Origin of the sequence: Nostoc sp., from assembly GCF_036917415.1 — a bacterium.
GTDB lineage: Bacteria > Cyanobacteriota > Cyanobacteriia > Cyanobacteriales > Nostocaceae > Nostoc.
This window is the reverse complement of sequence record NZ_JBALDJ010000061.1, coordinates 63516-84097: the sequence shown is the minus strand read 5'-3', so window position 1 is coordinate 84097 and position 20582 is coordinate 63516. Positions and strand designations below refer to the sequence as shown.

Annotated in this window: 16 protein-coding genes; 10 read left to right on the top strand and 6 right to left on the bottom strand. The window is 41.6% G+C overall.

Annotated elements, in window-relative coordinates; translation table 11 throughout:
* Positions 1 to 165: 165 nt before the first annotated feature.
* Genes V7K41_RS12020 through V7K41_RS12010 form a run of 3 tightly spaced genes read left to right on the top strand, consistent with a single transcriptional unit; the run spans position 166 to position 3191 of the window.
* Positions 166 to 1707 carry an FAD-binding oxidoreductase gene (locus V7K41_RS12020; RefSeq protein WP_334848355.1) on the top strand — a complete coding sequence of 514 codons (1542 nt, stop codon included), beginning with the start codon at positions 166 to 168 and terminating at the stop codon, positions 1705 to 1707.
* Positions 1708 to 1736: 29 nt separating this feature from the next.
* Positions 1737 to 2441: an actin-binding WH2 domain-containing protein gene (locus V7K41_RS12015; protein WP_334848353.1), complete on the top strand. Its 705-nt coding sequence runs from the start codon at positions 1737 to 1739 to the stop codon at positions 2439 to 2441.
* Positions 2442 to 2483: 42 nt separating this feature from the next.
* A complete protein-coding gene (locus tag V7K41_RS12010) occupies positions 2484 to 3191 on the top strand; it encodes an actin-binding WH2 domain-containing protein (RefSeq protein ID WP_334848351.1) in 708 nt (235 codons plus the stop codon).
* 160 nt (positions 3192 to 3351) lie between these two features.
* On the opposite strand, the gene V7K41_RS12005 is transcribed toward V7K41_RS12010, so the two are convergent.
* Entirely contained in the window at positions 3352 to 3774 is a 423-nt protein-coding gene (locus tag V7K41_RS12005) for a lysozyme inhibitor LprI family protein (RefSeq protein ID WP_334848349.1), read from the bottom strand.
* 210 nt (positions 3775 to 3984) lie between these two features.
* Here V7K41_RS12005 and V7K41_RS12000 point away from each other — a divergent pair, with 210 nt between their 5' ends.
* Entirely contained in the window at positions 3985 to 4125 is a 141-nt protein-coding gene (locus V7K41_RS12000) for a hypothetical protein (RefSeq protein ID WP_334848347.1), read from the top strand.
* A 514-nt stretch (positions 4126 to 4639) separates the two neighbouring features.
* On the top strand, positions 4640 to 5701 hold the full coding sequence (crtR, locus tag V7K41_RS11995) for a beta-carotene hydroxylase (RefSeq protein WP_334848345.1): 1062 nt from the start codon (positions 4640 to 4642) through the stop codon (positions 5699 to 5701).
* A 168-nt stretch (positions 5702 to 5869) separates the two neighbouring features.
* Here crtR and V7K41_RS11990 read toward each other — a convergent pair whose 3' ends face one another.
* Together V7K41_RS11990 and V7K41_RS11985 are read right to left on the bottom strand one after the other, a co-directional pair.
* Complete coding sequence (locus tag V7K41_RS11990; RefSeq protein WP_334848342.1) at positions 5870 to 6796, bottom strand: phosphodiester glycosidase family protein; 927 nt, start codon at positions 6794 to 6796, stop codon at positions 5870 to 5872.
* 84 nt (positions 6797 to 6880) lie between these two features.
* Positions 6881 to 8140, bottom strand: coding sequence for a DUF4912 domain-containing protein (locus tag V7K41_RS11985; RefSeq protein WP_334848340.1), 1260 nt, complete (start codon positions 8138 to 8140; stop codon positions 6881 to 6883).
* Between the two features lie 808 nt (positions 8141 to 8948).
* Here V7K41_RS11985 and V7K41_RS11980 point away from each other — a divergent pair.
* From V7K41_RS11980 to V7K41_RS11965, 4 genes are all read left to right on the top strand, one after another.
* Entirely contained in the window at positions 8949 to 9146 is a 198-nt protein-coding gene (locus V7K41_RS11980) for a hypothetical protein (protein WP_334848338.1), read from the top strand.
* Positions 9147 to 9498: 352 nt separating this feature from the next.
* Positions 9499 to 10527, top strand: coding sequence for a helix-turn-helix transcriptional regulator (locus V7K41_RS11975; RefSeq protein ID WP_334848336.1), 1029 nt, complete (start codon positions 9499 to 9501; stop codon positions 10525 to 10527).
* A gap of 199 nt (positions 10528 to 10726) precedes the next feature.
* Positions 10727 to 13291, top strand: coding sequence for a TonB-dependent siderophore receptor (locus tag V7K41_RS11970; RefSeq protein WP_334848335.1), 2565 nt, complete (start codon positions 10727 to 10729; stop codon positions 13289 to 13291).
* 26 nt (positions 13292 to 13317) lie between these two features.
* On the top strand, positions 13318 to 14448 hold the full coding sequence (locus tag V7K41_RS11965; protein WP_334848333.1) for a PepSY-associated TM helix domain-containing protein: 1131 nt from the start codon (positions 13318 to 13320) through the stop codon (positions 14446 to 14448).
* A 127-nt stretch (positions 14449 to 14575) separates the two neighbouring features.
* On the opposite strand, the gene V7K41_RS11960 is transcribed toward V7K41_RS11965, so the two are convergent.
* Together V7K41_RS11960 and V7K41_RS11955 are read right to left on the bottom strand one after the other, a co-directional pair.
* Positions 14576 to 14779 carry a hypothetical protein gene (locus V7K41_RS11960; RefSeq protein ID WP_334848331.1) on the bottom strand — a complete coding sequence of 68 codons (204 nt, stop codon included), beginning with the start codon at positions 14777 to 14779 and terminating at the stop codon, positions 14576 to 14578.
* 14 nt (positions 14780 to 14793) lie between these two features.
* Positions 14794 to 14937 carry a hypothetical protein gene (locus V7K41_RS11955; protein ID WP_334848330.1) on the bottom strand — a complete coding sequence of 48 codons (144 nt, stop codon included), beginning with the start codon at positions 14935 to 14937 and terminating at the stop codon, positions 14794 to 14796.
* Here V7K41_RS11955 and V7K41_RS11950 point away from each other — a divergent pair.
* Positions 14936 to 20341, top strand: coding sequence for a translocation/assembly module TamB domain-containing protein (locus V7K41_RS11950; RefSeq protein WP_334848328.1), 5406 nt, complete (start codon positions 14936 to 14938; stop codon positions 20339 to 20341). The genes V7K41_RS11955 and V7K41_RS11950 overlap by 2 nt on opposite strands.
* Here V7K41_RS11950 and V7K41_RS11945 read toward each other — a convergent pair.
* Positions 20338 to 20529, bottom strand: coding sequence for a hypothetical protein (locus V7K41_RS11945; RefSeq protein ID WP_334848326.1), 192 nt, complete (start codon positions 20527 to 20529; stop codon positions 20338 to 20340). The genes V7K41_RS11950 and V7K41_RS11945 overlap by 4 nt on opposite strands.
* Positions 20530 to 20582 lie beyond the last annotated feature (53 nt).

Sequence of the window (20582 nt, the reverse complement as noted above, 5' to 3'; positions counted from 1 at the left end):
CCCTTAAAAAGGGGGACTTTGATTTCGGTTCCCCCCTTTTTAAGGGGGGTTAGGGGGGATCTCTCTTGCATAAGTCCTGTTCCAATTACGATTTACCTGGCCACGATCGTATCTACTTTCTTCATTCTCAGGTAGTTTTGGAATGTAGAGTTAAGTTTTTCCAAAATGTCTTTAACTGAAGAAATTCTTTCCCAATTATCCGGCGATGTTTTAGGAGGATTGCGTCAAGGCGATCGCATCCTCACATCTCTGAGAGAAAACTCCGCACCTGTCCCAACGTTAGTTAGAGAAAGTCAACAGCCTTTAGGCGTTGTAGATTTCGATGTGCTAATCTGCGGTGGCACTTTGGGCATTTTAATTGGTTGCGCCTTGGTGTTGAAGGGATTGCGGGTGGCGTTGTTGGAACGGGGAATTTTGCGGGGGAGGGAACAAGAATGGAATATTTCTCGCAAAGAATTAGATGTATTTGTGGAATTGAACTTGCTAACTGAGGAAGAATTAGAGAGTGCGATCGCCACTCAATATAACCCAGCGCGAGTTAGTTTTGCTGGCGGTACAGAAGTTTGGGTAGAGGATGTCTTGAATATCGGCGTAGATCCAGTTTATCTACTAGCTACCTTAAAAACCCGATTTCTCGCTGCTGGTGGAAAGTTGTTAGAGAATACACCTTTTAGCGAAGCAGTGGTTCATCCCGATGGGGTGATGGTAAATAACCAATTCAAAACTCGGTTATTAATCGACGCGATGGGACATTTTTCACCCATCACCCAACAAGCACGCCAAGGCAAAAAACCAGATGCTTTATGCTTGGTGGTGGGAAGTTGCGCTCAAGGTTTTCCAGAAAATAACTCAGGCGACTTGTTATTATCATTTACTGAGTTGCAAAATCAATGCCAATACTTCTGGGAAGCGTTCCCAGCCAGGGATGGCAGAACAACTTACTTGTTTACTTACATGGATGCAAATCCCCAACGTTTGAGTTTAGAAGCTCTATTTGAGGAATATCTGCGTCTTTTACCAGAATATCAGGGAGTGGAATTGAGCAAGCTGAAATTTCAGCGGGCACTATTTGGTTTCTTTCCCACCTATCGCCAAAGTCCGCTAAAAACCCCTTGGAATCGCATTCTACCAGCCGGAGATAGCAGTGGTAGTCAATCTCCCTTGAGTTTTGGTGGTTTTGGGGCAATGGTGCGTCACCTGAAGCGTTTAACTTATGGCATTGACGAAGCGCTAGAAACAGAACAATTATCTGCAAAAGGGTTAACACTGCTGCAACCCTATCAGCCAAGTTTGACTGTTACCTGGTTGTTTCAAAGGGCGATGAGTGTTGGTGTAAATCAGAAAATTGCCCCAGATCAAATTAACCAATTACTCTCAGCAGTATTTCAAGAAATGCAACAGTTGGGTACACCAGTGCTAAAACCATTTTTACAAGATATAGTGCAGTTTTCGGCACTAACGCAAACACTGTTAAAAACTGGTTTATATCATCCTCGAATAGTTGCCAAGATAATTCCGCAAGTAGGTTTGGCAAGTTTGTTAGATTGGATGTTACATTACAGTAATTTAGGTGTGTACACTGCTTTGCTTTCCCTAAGTCCAATGCTAGAAACATGGATTAAGAATCAACCGAACGAACAACAATATTATTGGCATCGTTTGATTGATGCTTGGAAGTATGGTTCTGGCGGTGATTACTCAGATTAAACTTAGAATTTTATCGGTGTGAGGATAATATGATTGAACGGAAATCTTCAGGAATCAAATACTTTGCAGTGCTGATTGGATTCCTGCGCGATCGCCAAGGATTTCTAGAAGAAGTTCGTCAAGGTACGAGATTACCAAATAAAATAATTTCTTTGCTAGTTTGCAGTTCCTTATTTATCGCTGCTTATGGCGGAATCATTGGTGCATACCATAGCTGGATGCAAGCTATATCTTCCGCCATTAAACTCCCAGCCCTTTATTTAATCACACTTTTGATTTGTATCCCGACGTTGTTCTTTGCTAACATCATTTTTGGTTCCAAGCGGACTTTTGCCCAGCATTTAGCATTAGTTTTAACTGCGGTTTCAGTCACCAGCGTACTTTTATTTAGCTTTGCTCCAATCACACTCTTTTTCTTAATTACCACCAATAATTACCAATTTCTAATTTTGTTAAATGTCTTTATCTTTGCCATAACTGGATTTATTGGTGTTTCGTCTTTATATCAAGCCACGAGTTTAGTTTTAGAACAAGATAATGAAGGCAGCAAGACACGCCAGAAAATTTTACAATTTTGGCTATTTCTTTATGCTTTCGTCGGCAGTCAGTTAGGATGGACTCTCAGACCGTTTTTTGGCACACCTGGTTCTGTCTTTGAACTATTCCGTGAAAGAGAAGGTAATTTCTATTTAAGCGTCATTAAATCTATTAGCTATCTCTTGGGAATTCGTTAATTAGTCATTAGTAATTCCCTAAAATATACAACATATAAAAATATGCTAAAGAAGCAAAATCGCGGAATTCAACAATTTGCTGTCTTGGTTAATTTACTGCGCGATCGCCAGTCATTCTTAGAAGAAATTCGTCAGGGAGTGCGATTACAAAATAAAATCACTTCTCTATTCGTATCTAGTTCCATTTTCTTTGCCCTTTATGGAGCAATTATCGGTGCATCCCACAGTTGGGGACAGGCATTATCGGGTGCTATTAAGCTTCCGGTATTCTATTTAATCACACTGATTATTTGTTTTCCGACTTTGTTCTTTTTTAATATTTTGTTTGGTTCTCGGAGCAGTATTTTACAGCATTTCGTTGTATTACTCACATCTGTATCAGTGATTAGCGTACTTTTATTTAGCTTGGCACCAGTTACGCTATTTTTTCTGATTACTACACCTGATTCTTATCAATTTTTTAAACTGCTGAATGTATTTATTTTTGCTATTACAGGCATATTTGGCGTGAAATTCCTTTATGAGGGAATGCAATTACTTTCTCAACAAGATGAAGTTGGCAAAAAAACCCGCACCACTATTTTAAGATCCTGGTTATTGCTTTATGCCTTTGTTGGTATGCAGTTAGGATGGTTTCTCAGACCATTTTTTGGTGCCCCTGACTCTAAATTTGAATTATTTCGAGCAGTCAAAGGCAACTTTTATTTGGATATTGTAGCGGCGATTTCCGAAATTTTAGGTTTGCGTTAATCTCAGAAAAAGATAATTAGTCTCGTTACCAATCTCAGATTATTGATAACAACTAGTAGTTAATACCAATAGTCCTAAAAACCGAAGACTTTCCTCGTTCCCATGCAGAGCATGGGAATGCATTCATTGAGTTTCTGACTCAATAGACCTTTTGCACAGCTTAAGAGTCGGGTTTGAGATATTCTTGTAATTGTTGGGTACGCAGTTTTGTAGTATTTTCCAAACAACCAAAATAAATGCTAGAAGCAATACTTCCGCCCTCATATTTGCTTCTCTCAAACTCACAATTGGTATCTCGAAATTTGCTCCATGCTAGCTGTGCAGCAATCAATTTCTGTTTTCTAGACTTTTCTAATGTAGATATCAATTGTTGATAAACTTGATTCAGTTTTTTATCTGCATTCTGATAAGATAACTTCGTACATTCATTAATTGCTGCTTGAGTTTGAGGATTATTGCAGTTAAGCTTTTGAACTAAGCGCATCTCAGATAAATCAGGCGTTGTGCCTGCTATTGTCATGGCGGAGGTATTTAAACTGCTGAGAGTTAGTATACTGGATAAAACTAGTAATAATTGACGCATAGCAAAACCTTTATTGTTAAGTATAAAAATTTAATATTTTAGGTAGTGTCGAATTCACAATCAGATTAGGAAGTGGTATGCTCCACAAATAGAGCAGATTTCAAGGAAAGTGAAGTACACAACGATTCGTCTGTTACCCAGATATAAAAAGTGTTTTACTGCTGTTAGCGCAGCGGGGCGTAGCCCATTTTGAATTCTGCTGTAAGTGTTATGGTTCGCGCTAAATTTTCCCTATTCTGGCTACCAGTACGTTCTCGTAATGGAATTTTGGTTAAAAGAAGAAGACAGCAACTGCACGCAATCAAAAGCGGGCAAGCGATCGCAAGTATATATACTTATTGCATCGCTTAGGAAAAAGATGATCTTTTATTTAAGCAAATAAAATATGCATTTTGTTAAAAGTATGATATCTGTGTCTAAAATTTTATTATACGTCAAATTCCGACAAAACTCTTGCGTCGATCGTTCAAATAACTGTATTCTTTATATTGTTGAAAATTGTTTTTTACAAAAGCAATAACAAAGCACAATTTCAGCACATCGGAAAAAACATTGCCTGGGCAAATCGATAAATGTCGATATCAAACCAAAATCTATGTATGCCGTTGTCGCTGGCATTATGAGTAACAGGACTCACTCTCGAAATGAAAAATCAAATATTTTGTTTATGTATGTAGTTTAGCAAGGAATTCCAAATTTTTTCTATTCCCTATCTCTTACAGTCCATACCTAATTTGAATAGAGAAGAGTATTGGCTAAATTTTCAATCTTTTCATCTTTCTAATCGAGGCAAGAAATCTATTCTGTGCTGGCTGAGTTTGGGATTTCAAGCCCATTTTATCAAAGAATCACGACCAGGAAAATTATGACCTCTGTAGATCCTAATTTTTTTGACATCCCGGACAAAAGCCTAATCATCATTGACCCAGCCGTTGATGACTATAAAAAGCTAAATGGCAACAACTTGGAAGTCATCTTTAAAGACGTAGTAGATACAGAAGTAAGAACGGTAACTTCAGAAGCACAAAAACTGCTGAAAGCCCCACCGAAGGAATTGTTAGCGCCTCCTGGTGATTTCAATCCTACACTACTACTGTTTTTTGCATCCGTGACAGTACTGGTGTCATCTCATTGTGGTTACTGGCTTTGGCAATGGCCAGACTGGCTGTGTTTTGGTTTTAATACTATTGCCTTGCATTGTGCTGGAACAGTAATTCATGATGCTTGTCACCAATCTGCTCACCGCAATCGAGTAATTAATGCCATGCTAGGGCATGGTAGCGCCCTGATGCTAGGGTTCGTTTTCCCAGTGTTTACACGAGTACATTTGCAGCATCATGCTCATGTCAACCATCCCAAAGATGACCCAGATCATTTTGTTTCTACAGGTGGCCCGCTGTGGCTGATTGCATTTCGATTCTTGTCCCACGAGGTGTTTTTCTTTCGACGGCGACTGTGGCGCAAATATGAGCTATGGGAATGGTTAATTAGCCGCTTAATTGTTGTTGCAATTGTTTATATCTCGGTTCAATATCATTTTTTAATGTACGTTCTCAATTTTTGGGTTGTACCTTCTGGTATAGTGGGATTAATACTGGGTTTGTTTTTTGATTATTTGCCCCATCGTCCTTTTGTTGAACGCGATCGCTGGAAAAATGCTCGTGTATACCCTAGCCCAATTCTTAACATCCTGATTTTAGGTCAGAACTACCATTTAATTCATCATTTATGGACTTGTATTCCTTGGTACAAATATCAGTCTACATATTATCTAATGAAGCCTTTATTAGATGAAAAGGGCTGTTATCAAACTTCAGGATTACTACAAAAGAAAGAATTTTTAGAGTTTATTTACGATGTCTTTGTAGGAATTCGCTTTTCTCATCAAAAAACTAAAATTCAAGATGAATCACAAAGTTGTAAATAAGCATTAACTCGTGAATTAGTCATTAGTTCTTGGTCATTTGTAAACAATCAATAATATCAAGTCTGGGTAATTATATCAGATTCGCTTAATGACTTATTAAACCCGAATCACCCCTTCCCACCAAAGCATCGGGGAGGGGTGCAATAACCGTGGGAATTATAACTATTTTTATTTTTTGTAAATCAAAAAAACTGAACCAATCGGCCCAAGGTTTTCTACATAAGTTTTCTGGTTGTAATACAATCCTGGAGACTTACCTCCATCAAATAAAATCCCTTCTTGAATCTTACCTAAACAGTTATTGCTAGCAATACCTTCCAAGACATTATCAAACATATCTGGCAGTAACTCTCGATTAAGTTGAGATAATTCAATATCTGAATTAGCTTTCAAGTCATTAACTAATAAGATTACATAGCCTTGATTAGTGATAGCTGCCAGAGAGCGATTAGTTGCATTTCTACAAGCAAATTCTCCCAAATCTTGACAAATATCTTTAAACTTACCCTGACGATAAAATCTGCCATTACCGCCCACTAAATTGTAATTGAGAATATCATTTTTTCTTCTGCCAGCTTGAATAGTAGCCTGTCGCTGCTGGGGTATACCTCCTGATATTCCAAAAGAAGAACGTTTATTTTTAAATGCTCCTGAATACTCTACGCCACGAGAAATATTTAAGCCTTGTGGTTTATCATCAGTATCTATATAGTCGGCATTAATTGCAGCAATGGGTAGCTGTCCGTTTAACTTGGCATTTTCATCAGCGATTAGTTCATGAAACTGTTTTGCTATATATTCTTTACGTAGTTTACCTCTACTATCTTGGGCGTAGAGTTTATGAGATAGACCAACATTAACTTTAAAATCTAATTCTGGTGATTTGGGATTAAAAATAATCACATTGTTAATACCTTTGGGATTTTTTTTTCCTTGATTATTGGTTCTAAAAAAATCAATACTGAAGTTGGCATCTTTGCCAGGGCAACTTTTAGACGCTTTTGGGACTAAATTTGCTTCAATCTTTTGGCAACCTGATAATAAGCTTGCACTGATTATCAAGATAAATAACAAAAATAATTTTTTTGTAGACATAATAATATAAAAAAACCGCTACAGAATTACTATAGCGGGGAATAATTTAAAATTTCAGTTTGGAGTCAATCTCAGAGCCAAAACTTAAGAGAACCATTCTAAGACAGCTTCTTCTTTGGTGTTAGTATTCCGAGATGGTGTCTCACGATTAAATTTCATCTGAATTGACCGGGTTTGCTCACCATCAGCAGCTACAGCTAAAATTGGGTAGTCAATTAAACCATCCTGGAAGGACATCTGGAAGCGGAATGTTCCATCTGGATTCAGCTTAATTGGACGATCGCCAATGGTTACAGTAGCATCGGGTTCGGTTGCACCGTAGACTATCAACTCAGCATCGGCAATTAACCAGAACTTGCGCGGACGCACTGGTACGGCAGAAGCCGAGAAGCCAACACCTGACATTCCTGCGCCGGAAGCGGTTAAGCCAGACATGGTGGGAGTTGCCCACAGACCGACACCAGATGGGAAAATGTAGGAGCTAATGGCTTGTTCGGGACGCACTGCACCTTGTTGGGAGCCGAAAATAGAACCAGCAACCCGTTGTGCTTCGGCAGATTCCGCTAAACCAAATATTTCGTCGTAGATGGGGTTGCCGTTGCCATTTACAGCATTAACAGTATTACCATTGGCAGTAGCTGCAACCTTCTTAGCAGGGGGAACTAGTTCGTACTGAGTTTTGCCACGTAAATCTTCTTCAAAATTTACAGTGATGAGGACATCCTCAATCCAGTCAGAAGGATAGACAGGAGGAATGTGTACTCTACTAGAACGAGCTAGTACTAACCAGCGACCATCAGCAGCACGATAGCCAATATCGATCGTATAATCGCGATCGCTAACTGGAACTGGTAGATACCATTCTCTAGCTAGTTCATCAGCAGGATATTCTTGAATGCTATGTGGGCTTTGGTATTCGATATTAATGTCGGTGACATCATAAATCCGTAGTGCCAGTTGTTGTCCGCCTTGCCGACGCAGTTCCTCTTTGTGTTCATTGGGAATATCCCAGTAAGTGTAAGCCCATTGAGGATCGCGCGGTAAAAGTACAATCCGGCTTTCACCATAGCCAGAAGGCAAATCTGCCAGTCCTTCATCAACATCAGCCAAAGATCCACCAGTACGATCTTCCTGACCTAATTCAAACTTTGCAGCTTCCACGGTTTCTTGTGCCTCCAATGAACGAGATGGACTGAGTAAGTTTTTGCTACGCTGGACTTCTTGTATTGATGTCAGCAATTGTGATTTACGCATTCTGCTATAGCGAGAGATGCTATATTCGCTAGCAACTTTGCGTAGTTGGCGTAAGGTCATCTCCTCTAGTGGCGGGCGTTCTTTTGCCATTAATTTGGCCTCCAGTAGTTTAAGCGGTAAATGATTTCCCCTGGTTAAAGAATGCTATGTAAAATGTCATCCACTCCAGATGAATTTCTTATTCCTGACTCCTGGTTTTGCCCAGTTTTTAAGTTTTTTAATCTGTTTTTAAATTGAGCCAACATCCTTTTAATGATAATGCCGAAATCAGCATTTCTTTGGGATCGGAGGATTTCTGTTTGTTAAGTCTATATTAACCACTAAGCATATCTAGGGATCAAGGGGTATGAGGTGGGTTTTTTGGCTGTTTCACGAATTTATCAGCCCTTCTGGGATCTTATTGTCATGTTTTTATGACAATTATCGCGATCTACGTGTTTATCAATGACCACAATGTCATTTTTTGATGACATTGCTTTCTGGATCAGCCAAAAACCACAATCCACAAACAAAGGAGTAGGATTCAAAGAGATTAGACACACTAGCCCCCTTCCTTACCAGGGAATAGTTGAACAATTATGAAGCAGCAAGGAATGCAATCCTTTGGAACCTACACAATGGACTCGTGATAAACGTAGGCAAACTTAGTTAGGACTTACGCACAAGAGATCCCTCAACCCCATTAAAAAGAGGACTTTTAGCGTTCCCCCCTTTTGAAGCGAGGTTAGGGGGGATCTAGGTTTCAGGTTTTCAGTACGTAAGTCCTGTTAGTTAATCCCTTCTTGAGCGATCGCCTTTTTTACCCACCGCTATGTAAAATTAAGTCCCAAGATAGTGTGTACCCCACCAGAGAACAACTTAAGCTTGGCGTATAAGTTTAGGGTTTAGGGAAATAGTTATGAATAAGGAAACAGTTCCTAGTCAAGCTGAAAAGTCTAATCCAGAAGGTGATGCATCACAATTAAGTCCAGAGGTACTGGACAAAATCAAACACCCAGCGAGAATAGACGATGTTATCCGGGAGCAATCACCAGAAGAACGTAGAAGTAACCCAGCCTTAGTACCAGAAATGATTGACGATCCAACCGATGAATGATTAAGGGACTTCCAAGTAAAAAAATATTCCATCCCTGCGGGACGCTACGCGAACGTTGTGTGGGCAAGGGGGCAGCACTTCGGCTCCCTTCTCTACGAGAGGCTGCGCCAACGACTACGCTCAGGGCAAGACGCTCAGTGACCGAGGAGCAGGGGGCAGGGGAGAAAAACAGTTGTGTTGAGTCCAGAAATTGGAATAATTTATTTTTTGGAGTTCCCTGAGTTTGCAAAACTGTAATCGAAAAGCTCAGATTCGCGACTTTGTAGAAAAGTCGCGAATCTTATTATTCATATTAAGAAAGATTCTCTATAAATGGTAGTTTATATCTAAAGTTAGCACTACCAAGACAGTAATGGCGAACGTCATTTCAGAAGCTGAGTACCAAGAAAAGTGGTATAAAGTTAATAAAAATACTCAGTATCCAGATCCTTTAGATTCTTCTGACATTATCTACTCATGTCCTGAGCAGTTTGGTATAGGATGCGAGCGCTGGATTGAATTACGAGATATTAGTCTGTTGATTATTAATCAGAAATATCACGATGATTTACAAATCGTATTTGAAGCCGGACAAGATGAATTTGAACAGATAGAATTTGGTTTTAATTTATCAGGTAGTTATAGTTCTAATCGATTAGATTTTCCATACAATAAAAGCGGTAAAGAAAATTTTTTACAGTGGGATTTTCCCAGTGGGGAAGAGTATGATGCCTTTCTTTATACTTCATTTAGAAATGAGCATTTCTTAAAAGTTGATATACATCTTAAATCTTCAGAGATTTTAAATAATTTTGTCCGCTGTATAAATCAAGAACTACCGCCAGATTTAATCAAACTTATTGAAGGCAAGAGTCAACAAAGTTATGTTGAAGATAATCAACTGACTCCGGCGATGTATTTACCACTTCAACAAATTATTAATTGCCCATTTCAGGGACTGACCAAACAGATTTATTTAGAGGCTAAGTGTTTAGAATTAATTGCCTTGAAATTAGAGCAACTGACAAAAATTAAAAATGCATCTGTTAAATCTATAACTCTTAAACCTAGAGATATTGAGAAGATTCACCGCGCCCGAGATATTCTGATTTTTCAACAAGAAAACCCTCCTTCTCTGTTATATTTGGCGCAGCAAGTAGGTATAAATGACAACAAATTAAAAATCGGATTTCGTCAAGTATTTGGTACAACAGTCTTTGGTTACTTGCATAATCATCGCATGGAAATAGCTCGACAGTTGCTGCAAGACGGAAAAATGCGTGTAGCTGCGGTTGCGAATGCAGTGGGATATGCGAATCCCGGTCATTTTGCTGCTGGGTTTAAACGCAAGTTTGGTGTGAGTCCCTCTGAATGTAAAGCCGGGAAGAAAATATTCGAGTAATTTTAATTGTCTTTTAATATCCCTAAAACTGCTTTGAGGTGGACGTTATGGACTCAAAGTTAAAAGCCGACTCTCCCGCAATGGATCGAAGTCTCCGTGATTGAGTTGATTTAAGCCTGAGAAATTATGTAGATTCTTTCCATTAACTAATTAGCAAAATTTATCTATAACCATTTGTGGTTGGTGGGGAGAAAATTAGATGAAATCTAGGCGACAGAGTGGGATAAGTTTGGTTGGTTTTGCATTTACTCTGATTGCGATATTGACACAATCTGCAACTGGGAGCGAAGTCTCAAAGCCAAATTTATTATCAGATAAGCATGATTTTGTCAAGAATGTGGCTCCACTATTAGTACAGCAACCTGTCAACCAAGTTGTTAAAGTTACAGGTGTTAAGCTTAATAACACAAGTACGGGCATTGAATTAGTTTTACAAACTTCTCTTGGGGAAGCACTCAAACCTGTTGCTAAAAGTGAAGGTAATAGCTTCATTGCAGATATCCCGAATGTTGTTTTGGAACTGCCAGATGGCCAAGAGTTTCGTAGTCTCAATCCTGCCAAGGGTATTGTTTCTGTATCTGTAACAGCGCTTGATGCTAGTAGTATTCGGGTGACAGTGACAGGAGAAGCAAGTAGCCCAAAGGTGGCATTATTTGACGACCCGGAAGGTTTAGTGTTTGGTTTTACACCAGCCCCATCTTCTCAAGCACAAACTCAGCCGACTCCCCCACAACAACCAAGTAGCGAAACCCAGCCAGAACAACCATCAGACCAGGACGATCAGCCGATTGAATTGGTGGTGACGGGTGAGCAAGACGGATATCGCGCATCAGAAGCTTCGACAGCGACCAAAACCGATACCCCCCTGCGTGATATTCCTGCTTCTGTTGATGTCGTCCCTCGCCAACTCATCCAGGATCGTCAAGTTACACGTGTTCAGCAAGCAACAGATACCGTAGCAGGTGTGCAACCTGCTCAGAGTTATGGAGGACTTTCCAGCGCTTACTTCTTCATCCGGGGCTTTGCAGCTTCCACCACTTACCGGGATGGGTTTCGGGATTTTGGTTTCCTCAGCCCAATCGATGTTGCCAATATTGACAGACTTGAGATTCTTAAAGGCCCTGCATCAGTTTTATATGGACAAAACGATCCGGGTGGAATTGTCAATATTGTTAGCAAGCGACCGCTGCAACAGCCGCGTTACGAGGCTTCCTTTACCGCTGGCAGCTACAATTTTTATCGCTCAACTCTGGATTTTTCGAGTCCCCTCAATTTTGAGAAAACAGCTGCTTACCGACTGAACATAGCTTATGAGAATGCTGGAAGTTTTCGAGATTTCAATGACTCAGAAAGTATTTTTGTGGCTCCTGCTTTTTCTTGGGAGATTAGCAAGAACACCAAGATTACCTTTCTGTTTGAATATCAAAACTATCAATATGGCTTTGATCGAGCGTTTCTACCTGAACGAGAATTTTTCCAAATACCGATTAGCCGCTTTTTAGGGGAACCGGATTTCAACAACGCGACGGCTAACTCTGGGCGTGCTAGTTACATTCTGGAACACCAGTTTAGTGATAACTGGAAACTACGCCATGCCTTTGCGGCTGTCTTAAGTAGTAATGATCCCAAAACGACCTACCCAGATGGCTTGCAAGACGATCGCCGCACCCTCAATCGTAGTGCCAGCCGTAGCGAAGAATCCTCAAGCAATTACACAATTCAAAATGAGTTACTAGGCAAATTTAATACAGGTTCTGTTAAGCATAGCGTGTTGTTTGGTAGTGAACTCTTTCGACAGCGCTTTAAATATCAGTTTTTCAGTGGCTCGATTGATTCCATTAACATCTTCAATCCAGTCTATGGTGCAAAGCCTGGTGAACTAATCCCTGACAACGGAGACGAATATGGTAATGATGGTTTAAGTCTCTATTTTCAAGACCAAATCACCTTACTGAAAAACCTCAAACTGCTGGCTGGTGGTCGGTTTGATTTAGTCCGCAGTATCGATGAAAATTTCCTGGGTGAAAGATTCGTAGATAAGACTGAAACCGCTTTTACACCCCGTGTTGGGATTGTTTATCAACCCATTGAACCTATTTCCCTTTATTTGAGTTATTCCAAATCATTCAATCCTGTCATCTTTGGTACTAGCAGGACAGGGGCTAGATTTCAACCCGAAAAGGGCGAACAGCTGGAAGTGGGACTAAAAGCAGACCTAATTCCCGACAAACTATCTGCAACCTTAGCGTTTTATGATTTGGTAAAGCAGAATGTATTGATCGCTGATCCTGATGATTCCCGATTTAGCATTCAAACAGGTGAGCAAAAAAGCCGAGGCGTTGAATTCAGTCTGACTGGTAGCCCAGTTAAAGGTTGGAATATTGCAGTGGGTTACGCTTATACCGACGCATTTGTGAGTAAAGATATTACGATTCCTATTGGAGATCAGCTTGCAGGGGTTCCAGCAAACCAGTTTGGACTGTGGACAAGCTATGAAATTCAAGCCGGAAGTTTGACGGGGCTTGGGTTTGGTTTGGGACTATTTTACGTAGACGATCGCAAAGCATCGCTACCAAATACGGATGTTGAGTTAGCAAGTTATCTCCGGGCAGATGCTTCGGTTTTTTACCGCCGGAACAATTGGAAGGTGCAGGTTAACATCAACAACTTGGGAAATACCCAATATTACAACAGCTACGGTGGATTCCTGGTTGTTCCTCAGCCGCCACTCAATGTTTTGGGGTCTATCTCTGTCGAGTTTTAATTGGCAACCTCCGTTGAACTTCTACTATGAACCGCAAAATCATTCGCACAATCACGTTTCAACTGCATCGCTGGCTAGGTTTGGTGGTTAGCATTCTGCTCTGTATTGCTGGGTTAACTGGTAGTATTTTGGTGTTTGAGCAGGAAATTGATAATTTCATATTAGGTTATCAAATGGGGTATGTGGTGCCAGTGGGAAATCCGCAGCCCCTCGAAACATTGGCTAACACAGTCAAAACCACCTACACATCTACACCTGGATTCAAACTTACTTATGTCGAAATGCTTGAGGGAGAACCCTATAAGTTTCGGGCTGAAACTGTAAAAGGGAAAGAACTGCGGGTGTTTGTCAATCCCTATACTGGAAAGGTGATGGGCGATCGCATTTGGGATGACACCTGGCTTGGCTTCACCTTCAAACTGCACTACCAACTGCTTGCTGGTGAAACAGGAACCACGATCATGGGTGTTGTCGCGCTAGTAACCTTGATTCTCAGCATTACAGGCATTGTACTGTGGCCTGGATGGCACAAACTGATCAGCGGTTTCAAGATTAAATGGAATGGCCACATCAAGCGGATCAACTTTGATGTTCACAAAGTCGTAGGCATTATCACCGCCATTTTCCTCACCTTTATCGGCTTCACGGGTTTCGCTTGGAATATGCCGCAAGCCAAAGTCGAAGATGCAATCTATGCTACAACATTCACGTCCAAGCTAAAAGACCCCGTTTCCCAGCCTATTCCTGGCAAACAGCCTCTTTCGGTGACTGAACTACTCCAACGCGCCGATGCTGCCTTACCCGATGCCCCTACTACTGGACTATTCTTCCCCACCAAGCCCGAAGATGCTTTCTGGTTGGGCAAAAAACAGCTCCAAGAAACCAGCAAGTGGGGTAGCACACAACTTTATCTCGACCAATTTAGCGGCAAAGTGCTGCGAATACAAGATGGATTAAACCCAACCCGCGCTGAGGTTGTACTTAACTCATTTTCGCCATTGCATTACGGTACATTTGGCGGTTTGCCTACCCGAATTCTCTACGTGTTTGTGGGACTTGCACCACTAATTTTATTTATTACTGGCTTTGTGATGTGGCGCTACCATCACAAAACAAAACTGACTACAAAAGATAGCATTTATACAACTTCAAATTGAAGCTTTACGAATTGGCATTTTTATTGATCGGTGGTTTTGCATCACAACAGAAACCAAGGGCGACATCCGTGAGAGGTTAAAATAATTCGTAATTCGTAATGACGCTCCTACGGACGCTCGTTCCTCGCTACCACTTCTCTACGAGACGCTGCGCGAACGCTAACGTAATTAAGTTTTGTAACGGGAATTTAATGCCAAACTGGAGTGCCGATTTGCGGCGATATGGTGGATTTTGCAAGAAAGACCCCACCACAAAACTTGGCTCTGATTGCGGAGGACTTAAACCCACAGAATTAGTTAAAGTAATAGATGCATTTGCGGAGCGTCTCATTGGCGCAGCCTCTTTTAGAGAATAGAAGCAGCTTGCCGCAAAGTTCTTGCGTAAGTCCTAATATTGTGAAACCATAGCTTGTGACTTGCTGATACAGCTGCAACTAGCCTATCTCTAGGCTCACTCCAGAAAAAAGTACTGGTACTGGTAACAATCATGACGCACTCTCCAAATTCAGAAAAAAATCAGAAACGATCTAATCGTCGTTTATGGCTCCTCATCTTAGGACGTACCAGTTTGGCTGTGGGTGGGGTTTTGCTGGTTGGAATTGCAGTTGGTGCTTGGTGGGCTAGAAGCTATGTATATAAAGATTTAGCACCGTTAGTGCAGCAAAATCTTGAGCAATTACTGGGGCGTCCAGTAAAAGTAGGAAACGTTGAACGTTTTTCGCTTTCTAGCCTGAGATTTAGCTCTTTATCGATACCAGCAACTGCCAGCGATGGAGATCGGGTATTAGCAAAAGCTTTGGAGGTGCAGTTCTCGCCGTTGCAACTTCTCCTCACCCGAAAATTGGTATTAGATGTCACCTTAGTTCAACCCAATGTCTACGTTCAACAAGATAAAGATGGTCGTTGGGTGACAGCCCAAGTTAAGGCTGGAGAAGGAAAAGGTTTTATTCAAACTGAGTTGCAGTCACTTCAAATTCAAGATGGCGATATCGAGTTGGTGCCATTCACTGCACCAACTAAACCAAAAGGCTCAGTAATATTAGATCGAGTTGGTGGTATTGCCCGATTTTCAGATGGAAATCAAAGGATCGGTTATGACTTCAATACTCAACTCACTAGGGGAGGGGCTGTTAAAATTGTTGGCGAAACCCAACTAAAAGCTCAACAAACTAACCTCCAACTTTCAGCACAAAATTTACAAGCATCTGATATCACTAGATTAATTCAGTTACCGATCGCTCTACAAGCAGGGTATTTAAATGCTGATTTAGGAGTTCAGATTCCACCCAAACTTTCAGACATCGCAATTACGGGAACAGCTACAGCTAATCAAATTATCGCTAAAATTCCAAATATTCCTCAGCCGGTTTCTAATTTTAATGGGAAATTTCTATTTCAGGGTCAGACAGTTACTTTAGATAATCTGAGTACGAACTTTGCCAAAGTTCCCATTCTGGCTAATGGAACAATTAATACTAAAACAGGTTTTAATGTCTCTGCTCAGATCAAACCAGTTACTGCCAAAAATATCTTAGATACCCTGAAAGTAAATTCGTCAGTGCCAGCTAGTGGCGAAATTCAAGCAAATATTAAAATATTAGGCGCACTTGGGCAACCAGTCGTCAGCGGTACGGTAAGTAACACAAAACCTATTCAAGTTGACCGCGTTCAATTTAATACCATCAACACTGATTTTCGCTTGAATGCATCTCAAACTGCATCTCAACTTACTGTCTCCAATCTGAAAATAGTCCCCGCAGCAGGTGGTCAAATTACAGGCGGAGGTCAAGCTAATCTGGGAACCAAAGATGGGGTAATATTTAATGCTCAAGCTGATGGGATATCAGGAGATATACTAGCACGCAGCTATGGCGTTACTCTACCGATCGCAGTGGGGAATGTTTCAGCAAAAGCCCAAATTTCTGGGTCACTTCGCAAGCAGCCTTTGAAACTTGATGTTTCTAATGTTCAGATAACGCCACCAGATGGAGGGCAAATCACAGCTAATGGTCAAATTCAACTCGCTCCCCAAGGTCAGGTAGGCGTAGATATTCAAGCTCAAGGTATCCCAGGAAATGCGATCGCTCAAGGTTATGGTATTTCAACTCCCATTAATGTTGGTGGTATATCTGCAAACGCTAAAATTTCTGGTTCTCTGGGTACACCGTTAAACGTCAATGTCGATCGCGTTCAAGCAAATCCAGATGTGGGAGGGCAAGTCACAGCTAGCGGACGAGTTCAGCTTGCACCTCAAGGTAGGGTGGCTTTGAATGTGCAAGCAAAAAATATACCAGGAGATGCGATCGCCAAAGCCTACAATTCTTCACCCTCGATCGTCATTGGGAATGTCTCGGCAAATGCCGATATTTCCGGCACTCTGAGCAATCTGCAAACAGTAGCACGGGTGCAAGCGCCTAGTGCCACCTATCCCACCACCGGACGAGTTGTTGTTACCAAACAAGGAGAGAATATCGTCTTTCCCGATGCGGTTGTGAACGTGGCAGGCGGGACAATCAGGGCCAGAGGTGAAATTGCACAACAACGCTGGCAAGGATCTGTCAAAACTTCTCAAATTCAACTCAGCCGTTTTTCACCACAACTGCGAGGACGGCTGAATAGCAATATTCAGTTAGCAGGCACAACCCAATCTTTCCAGCTTGCAGATATTCGCGCCGCCGGACAAATCAGCCTTCCCCAAGGAGTAGCGCAGCTGGCAAAACCGCTCACCGCGCAATTTCAGTGGAATGGACAGCAGATTATAGTTGAAAACGCAAGTACCCCAGGATTGAGTGCTAATGGTGCGATCGCTATTCAGTCTCCCCCAACTGGCGCACCCCAAATTGCCGGATTTGATTTAAATGTACTGGCGCAGAATTTCAACTTACAAAATACTGGTTTTAAAGTTCCTGGTGACGTAGCAATAGCAGGACGACTGGATTTTAATGGAAAAGTTACAGGAACTCCAGATGTACCTCAAGCTAATGGCAATATTCGGCTGCGGAATTTCAATGTGAGTAACTTGGCGTTTGACCCACTTTTAACCGGAAATGTGAATTTTCAGGGAGGACAAGGGGCAAGTCTGCGATTAGCTGGGAAACAAGATCGGATTGCCCTTGACTTAGGTGCAGATTATCGTCCCACTTCATTTTTAGTTAAACGTGATGGCGCACTCACCACAGGTAGAACTGAGGGAGATAACTTGCTCATCAACGCCCAACAGTTTCCCATCGCTCTTGTTGGCGGCTTTTTACCTAACAATCAATTGAAACCATTGGCGGGACAATTATCAGGTAATTTAGTTGTTAATTTAAGTAATTATGCCATAGCGGGAGACGTAGCGATCGCAGGGCCTCGTGTTGCCAGAGTTGCAGCCGATGAATTTCGCGGTAGCATCAATTATGCTGATGGTACGGCTAGCTTGGCTAATGGTCAATTGCGGATTGGCGATAGCAACATCGCTCTCAGTGGTAATGTGCAAATGGGGAATGACCCGCAATTTCAATTCCAAGCTAATTTTGCCCAAGCCAAAATCCAGAGACTTTTACAAGCGTTTAATATCTTCGATTTTCAAGACCTTAGTACCGGGTTGCAGCCTCCAACGTTAGCTGGAGCAGAAGTACTTGACACCGAGCCTATCAGTTTGCCGGATGCAGATTTGAAAACACAGTTAGCATACTTCTCGAATATTACAACAGCGATTGCAAAAGAACGGCAAGCTGAAACAAAACAAACCCCATCTTTACCCAGCCTTGCAGAATTAACAGGTGCTTTAAACGGAGCAATTACAGCCAATGGCTCCTTAAAGTCTGGGTTGAATGTCGGCTTTAATTTTCAAGGTGCTAACTGGCAATGGGGTAATTATTTCATCAATCAAGTCGTTGCTCAAGGCACTTTTGCCGATGGTATCGTCACACTTTCGCCCTTGAGTGTGGGGATAAATCAAGGACTGGTGGCGTTTTCAGGACAGTTAGGAACTGAGCAACTATCTGGAAAGTTGAATGTAGCCAGTCTACCTCTATCACTTTTAGAACCTTTTATTGAAAAATACCCCGTAGATATCACTGGTAATGTAAATGCTGATGCTACTTTAGCAGGTAGTTTGCAAGACCCCAGAGTTCAAGGGAAAGTGGCGCTAGCGAATGCGACCCTTAACAAACAACCCGTACAAACAGGACAGGTGAACTTTGATTACAACAAAGCTCGCTTGAATTTTGATAGTACCTTACTAGTAACAGGAACGCAGCCAGTTGCCGTAACAGGTAGCGTACCTGCTCCTTTGCCTTTTGCCAAAGTGCAACCGGATAGCAATCAAATCAGCATCAACGCCAATGTGCAAAATGAAGGATTGGCACTCTTAAATCTATTGACTAACAATCAAGTCGCTTGGGTAGATGGTCAAGGAAAAGTAGATTTAAATGTTCAAGGTACTTTAAACGAACCAATTATCAACGGCAACGCCACACTTAATAATGCTACCTTTCGCGCTCAAGCCTTATCCGATCCTCTAACGAATGTCACAGGAACAGCACTATTTAATGGTAGTACGGTAAGCGTTGAAAATATCCAAGGTAATTACAATCAAGGGCAAGTAACTGCATCAGGCATCTTGCCAATTTTTGATGCTCAACAAACCGCAGCGAATCCCCTGACAGTATCAATAGCAGACAAACTCAATTTTAAGCTTGCAGGACTGTATGAAGGTGGTGTTGGTGGCGATGTCGTGATTCGCGGCACAGCCTTAAAACCTGTAATTGGTGGAGAGATTAAACTGAGTGATGGTAAGGTAATTATTGGCAACTCGACTACTACTAAAAAATCAGCAGCTACAACTGAGGCTAATACTAAGGTCATAAATCTAGATAGACAAGAGGCTAACCCTAACGTCACACCGACAGCAGAGAATAGCGCTAACCCAGTGGTTACAGTAGATGGAAGCACTAACTCAGTGGCGACAGCAGACGCAAGCACTAGCGCCGCAACTCCACCGAATTTACCTGTAAAGTTTGCAGATTTAAAGTTGATTTTAGACAAAGATATTCGGGTTACAACTCAGTCCTTCCTAAGCTTTGTACCAGGAGGAGCGGCTTTGAGTCAGCCTTTATTGAGCTTTGACGCTAAAGGTGACTTGACCATTAATGGTACATTAGCCAAACCGCTTCCTGAAGGAGTCATTCGTTTGACAGGAGGACGACTGAGCTTATTTTCCACTGCGTTTACCTTGGCGCGGGGTTATGAACAAACTGCGCGGTTTATTCCAAGTCAAGGACTTGACCCGACTTTGGATGTCCGACTGACGGCAATTGTACCGGAAGCATCAGCAAGGAACACTCAAACTCTGGAATCACCCTTGTCTTCTGAAGTCAGCGATGTTTCTGTAAACAACTTTGGGACTTTACGTAGCGTTACCGTTCAAGCTAGGGTGAACGGGCCAGCTAGTAAATTGGGTGAGAATCTAGAACTGACGAGCGAACCTAGCCGTAGTAAGGGAGAAATAGTTGCTTTGCTGGGTGGCTCAATTCTGGGTTCTTTTGGTCAAGCAGATGCGGGCCAAGGGCTGACTAATTTCGCTAGTTCTACCATTTTAGGTAGTTTACAAGGAACTATCACTGCGATCGGACAGGCTGTTGGTTTCAGTGAATTTCGGATATTTCCGACTCCATCTATTAATAATGAAGAATCAAAAGCATCAAGAGCTTCAATTCTGAATTTATCAGCGGAAGGTGTGTTTGATATTAATAAAAATTTCTCTGCCTCTTTATCACGCGCTCTTTCTAGCGATGACTCTTTCCGTTTCAATGCCCTCTATCGAGTCAATGACGAAATTCTGATGCGAGGCTCAACTGATTTGGGGGATGACAATCAACTTCAAGTTGAGTATGAAACTCGATTTTAGATTGGTACATTGGTATTGTTAGTCGAAACAATCGCATTGTTAGCCGAAACAATCGCATTGTTATACCAATTTGAAACGACAAATAGACCATTTGTAGAGACGCGATTCATCGCGTCTTTACCGAAGGATGTATTGCAATCATTAATTGAATTGGTATTAGTCGAAACAATTGCATTGTTAGCCGACACATCGCATTGCTGGCCAATAAACTAACTATAGCCGTAGTCACATAGGTTAGGAC

Excerpts from the sequence above, each read along its gene's own strand:
- V7K41_RS11965 (WP_334848333.1), top strand. The coding sequence starts at position 13,318 with ATGAACCGCAAAATCATTCGCACAATCACGTTTCAACTGCATCGCTGG.
- V7K41_RS12015 (WP_334848353.1), top strand. The coding sequence starts at position 1,737 with ATGATTGAACGGAAATCTTCAGGAATCAAATACTTTGCAGTGCTGATT.
- V7K41_RS12010 (WP_334848351.1), top strand. The coding sequence starts at position 2,484 with ATGCTAAAGAAGCAAAATCGCGGAATTCAACAATTTGCTGTCTTGGTT.
- V7K41_RS11970 (WP_334848335.1), top strand. The coding sequence starts at position 10,727 with ATGAAATCTAGGCGACAGAGTGGGATAAGTTTGGTTGGTTTTGCATTT.
- V7K41_RS11955 (WP_334848330.1), bottom strand. The coding sequence starts at position 14,937 with ATGATTGTTACCAGTACCAGTACTTTTTTCTGGAGTGAGCCTAGAGAT.
- V7K41_RS11950 (WP_334848328.1), top strand. The coding sequence starts at position 14,936 with ATGACGCACTCTCCAAATTCAGAAAAAAATCAGAAACGATCTAATCGT.
- V7K41_RS11975 (WP_334848336.1), top strand. The coding sequence starts at position 9,499 with ATGGCGAACGTCATTTCAGAAGCTGAGTACCAAGAAAAGTGGTATAAA.
- crtR (WP_334848345.1), top strand. The coding sequence starts at position 4,640 with ATGACCTCTGTAGATCCTAATTTTTTTGACATCCCGGACAAAAGCCTA.
- V7K41_RS12020 (WP_334848355.1), top strand. The coding sequence starts at position 166 with ATGTCTTTAACTGAAGAAATTCTTTCCCAATTATCCGGCGATGTTTTA.
- V7K41_RS11980 (WP_334848338.1), top strand. The coding sequence starts at position 8,949 with ATGAATAAGGAAACAGTTCCTAGTCAAGCTGAAAAGTCTAATCCAGAA.
- V7K41_RS12005 (WP_334848349.1), bottom strand. The coding sequence starts at position 3,774 with ATGCGTCAATTATTACTAGTTTTATCCAGTATACTAACTCTCAGCAGT.
- V7K41_RS12000 (WP_334848347.1), top strand. The coding sequence starts at position 3,985 with ATGGTTCGCGCTAAATTTTCCCTATTCTGGCTACCAGTACGTTCTCGT.
- V7K41_RS11985 (WP_334848340.1), bottom strand. The coding sequence starts at position 8,140 with ATGGCAAAAGAACGCCCGCCACTAGAGGAGATGACCTTACGCCAACTA.
- V7K41_RS11990 (WP_334848342.1), bottom strand. The coding sequence starts at position 6,796 with ATGTCTACAAAAAAATTATTTTTGTTATTTATCTTGATAATCAGTGCA.
- V7K41_RS11960 (WP_334848331.1), bottom strand. The coding sequence starts at position 14,779 with ATGAGACGCTCCGCAAATGCATCTATTACTTTAACTAATTCTGTGGGT.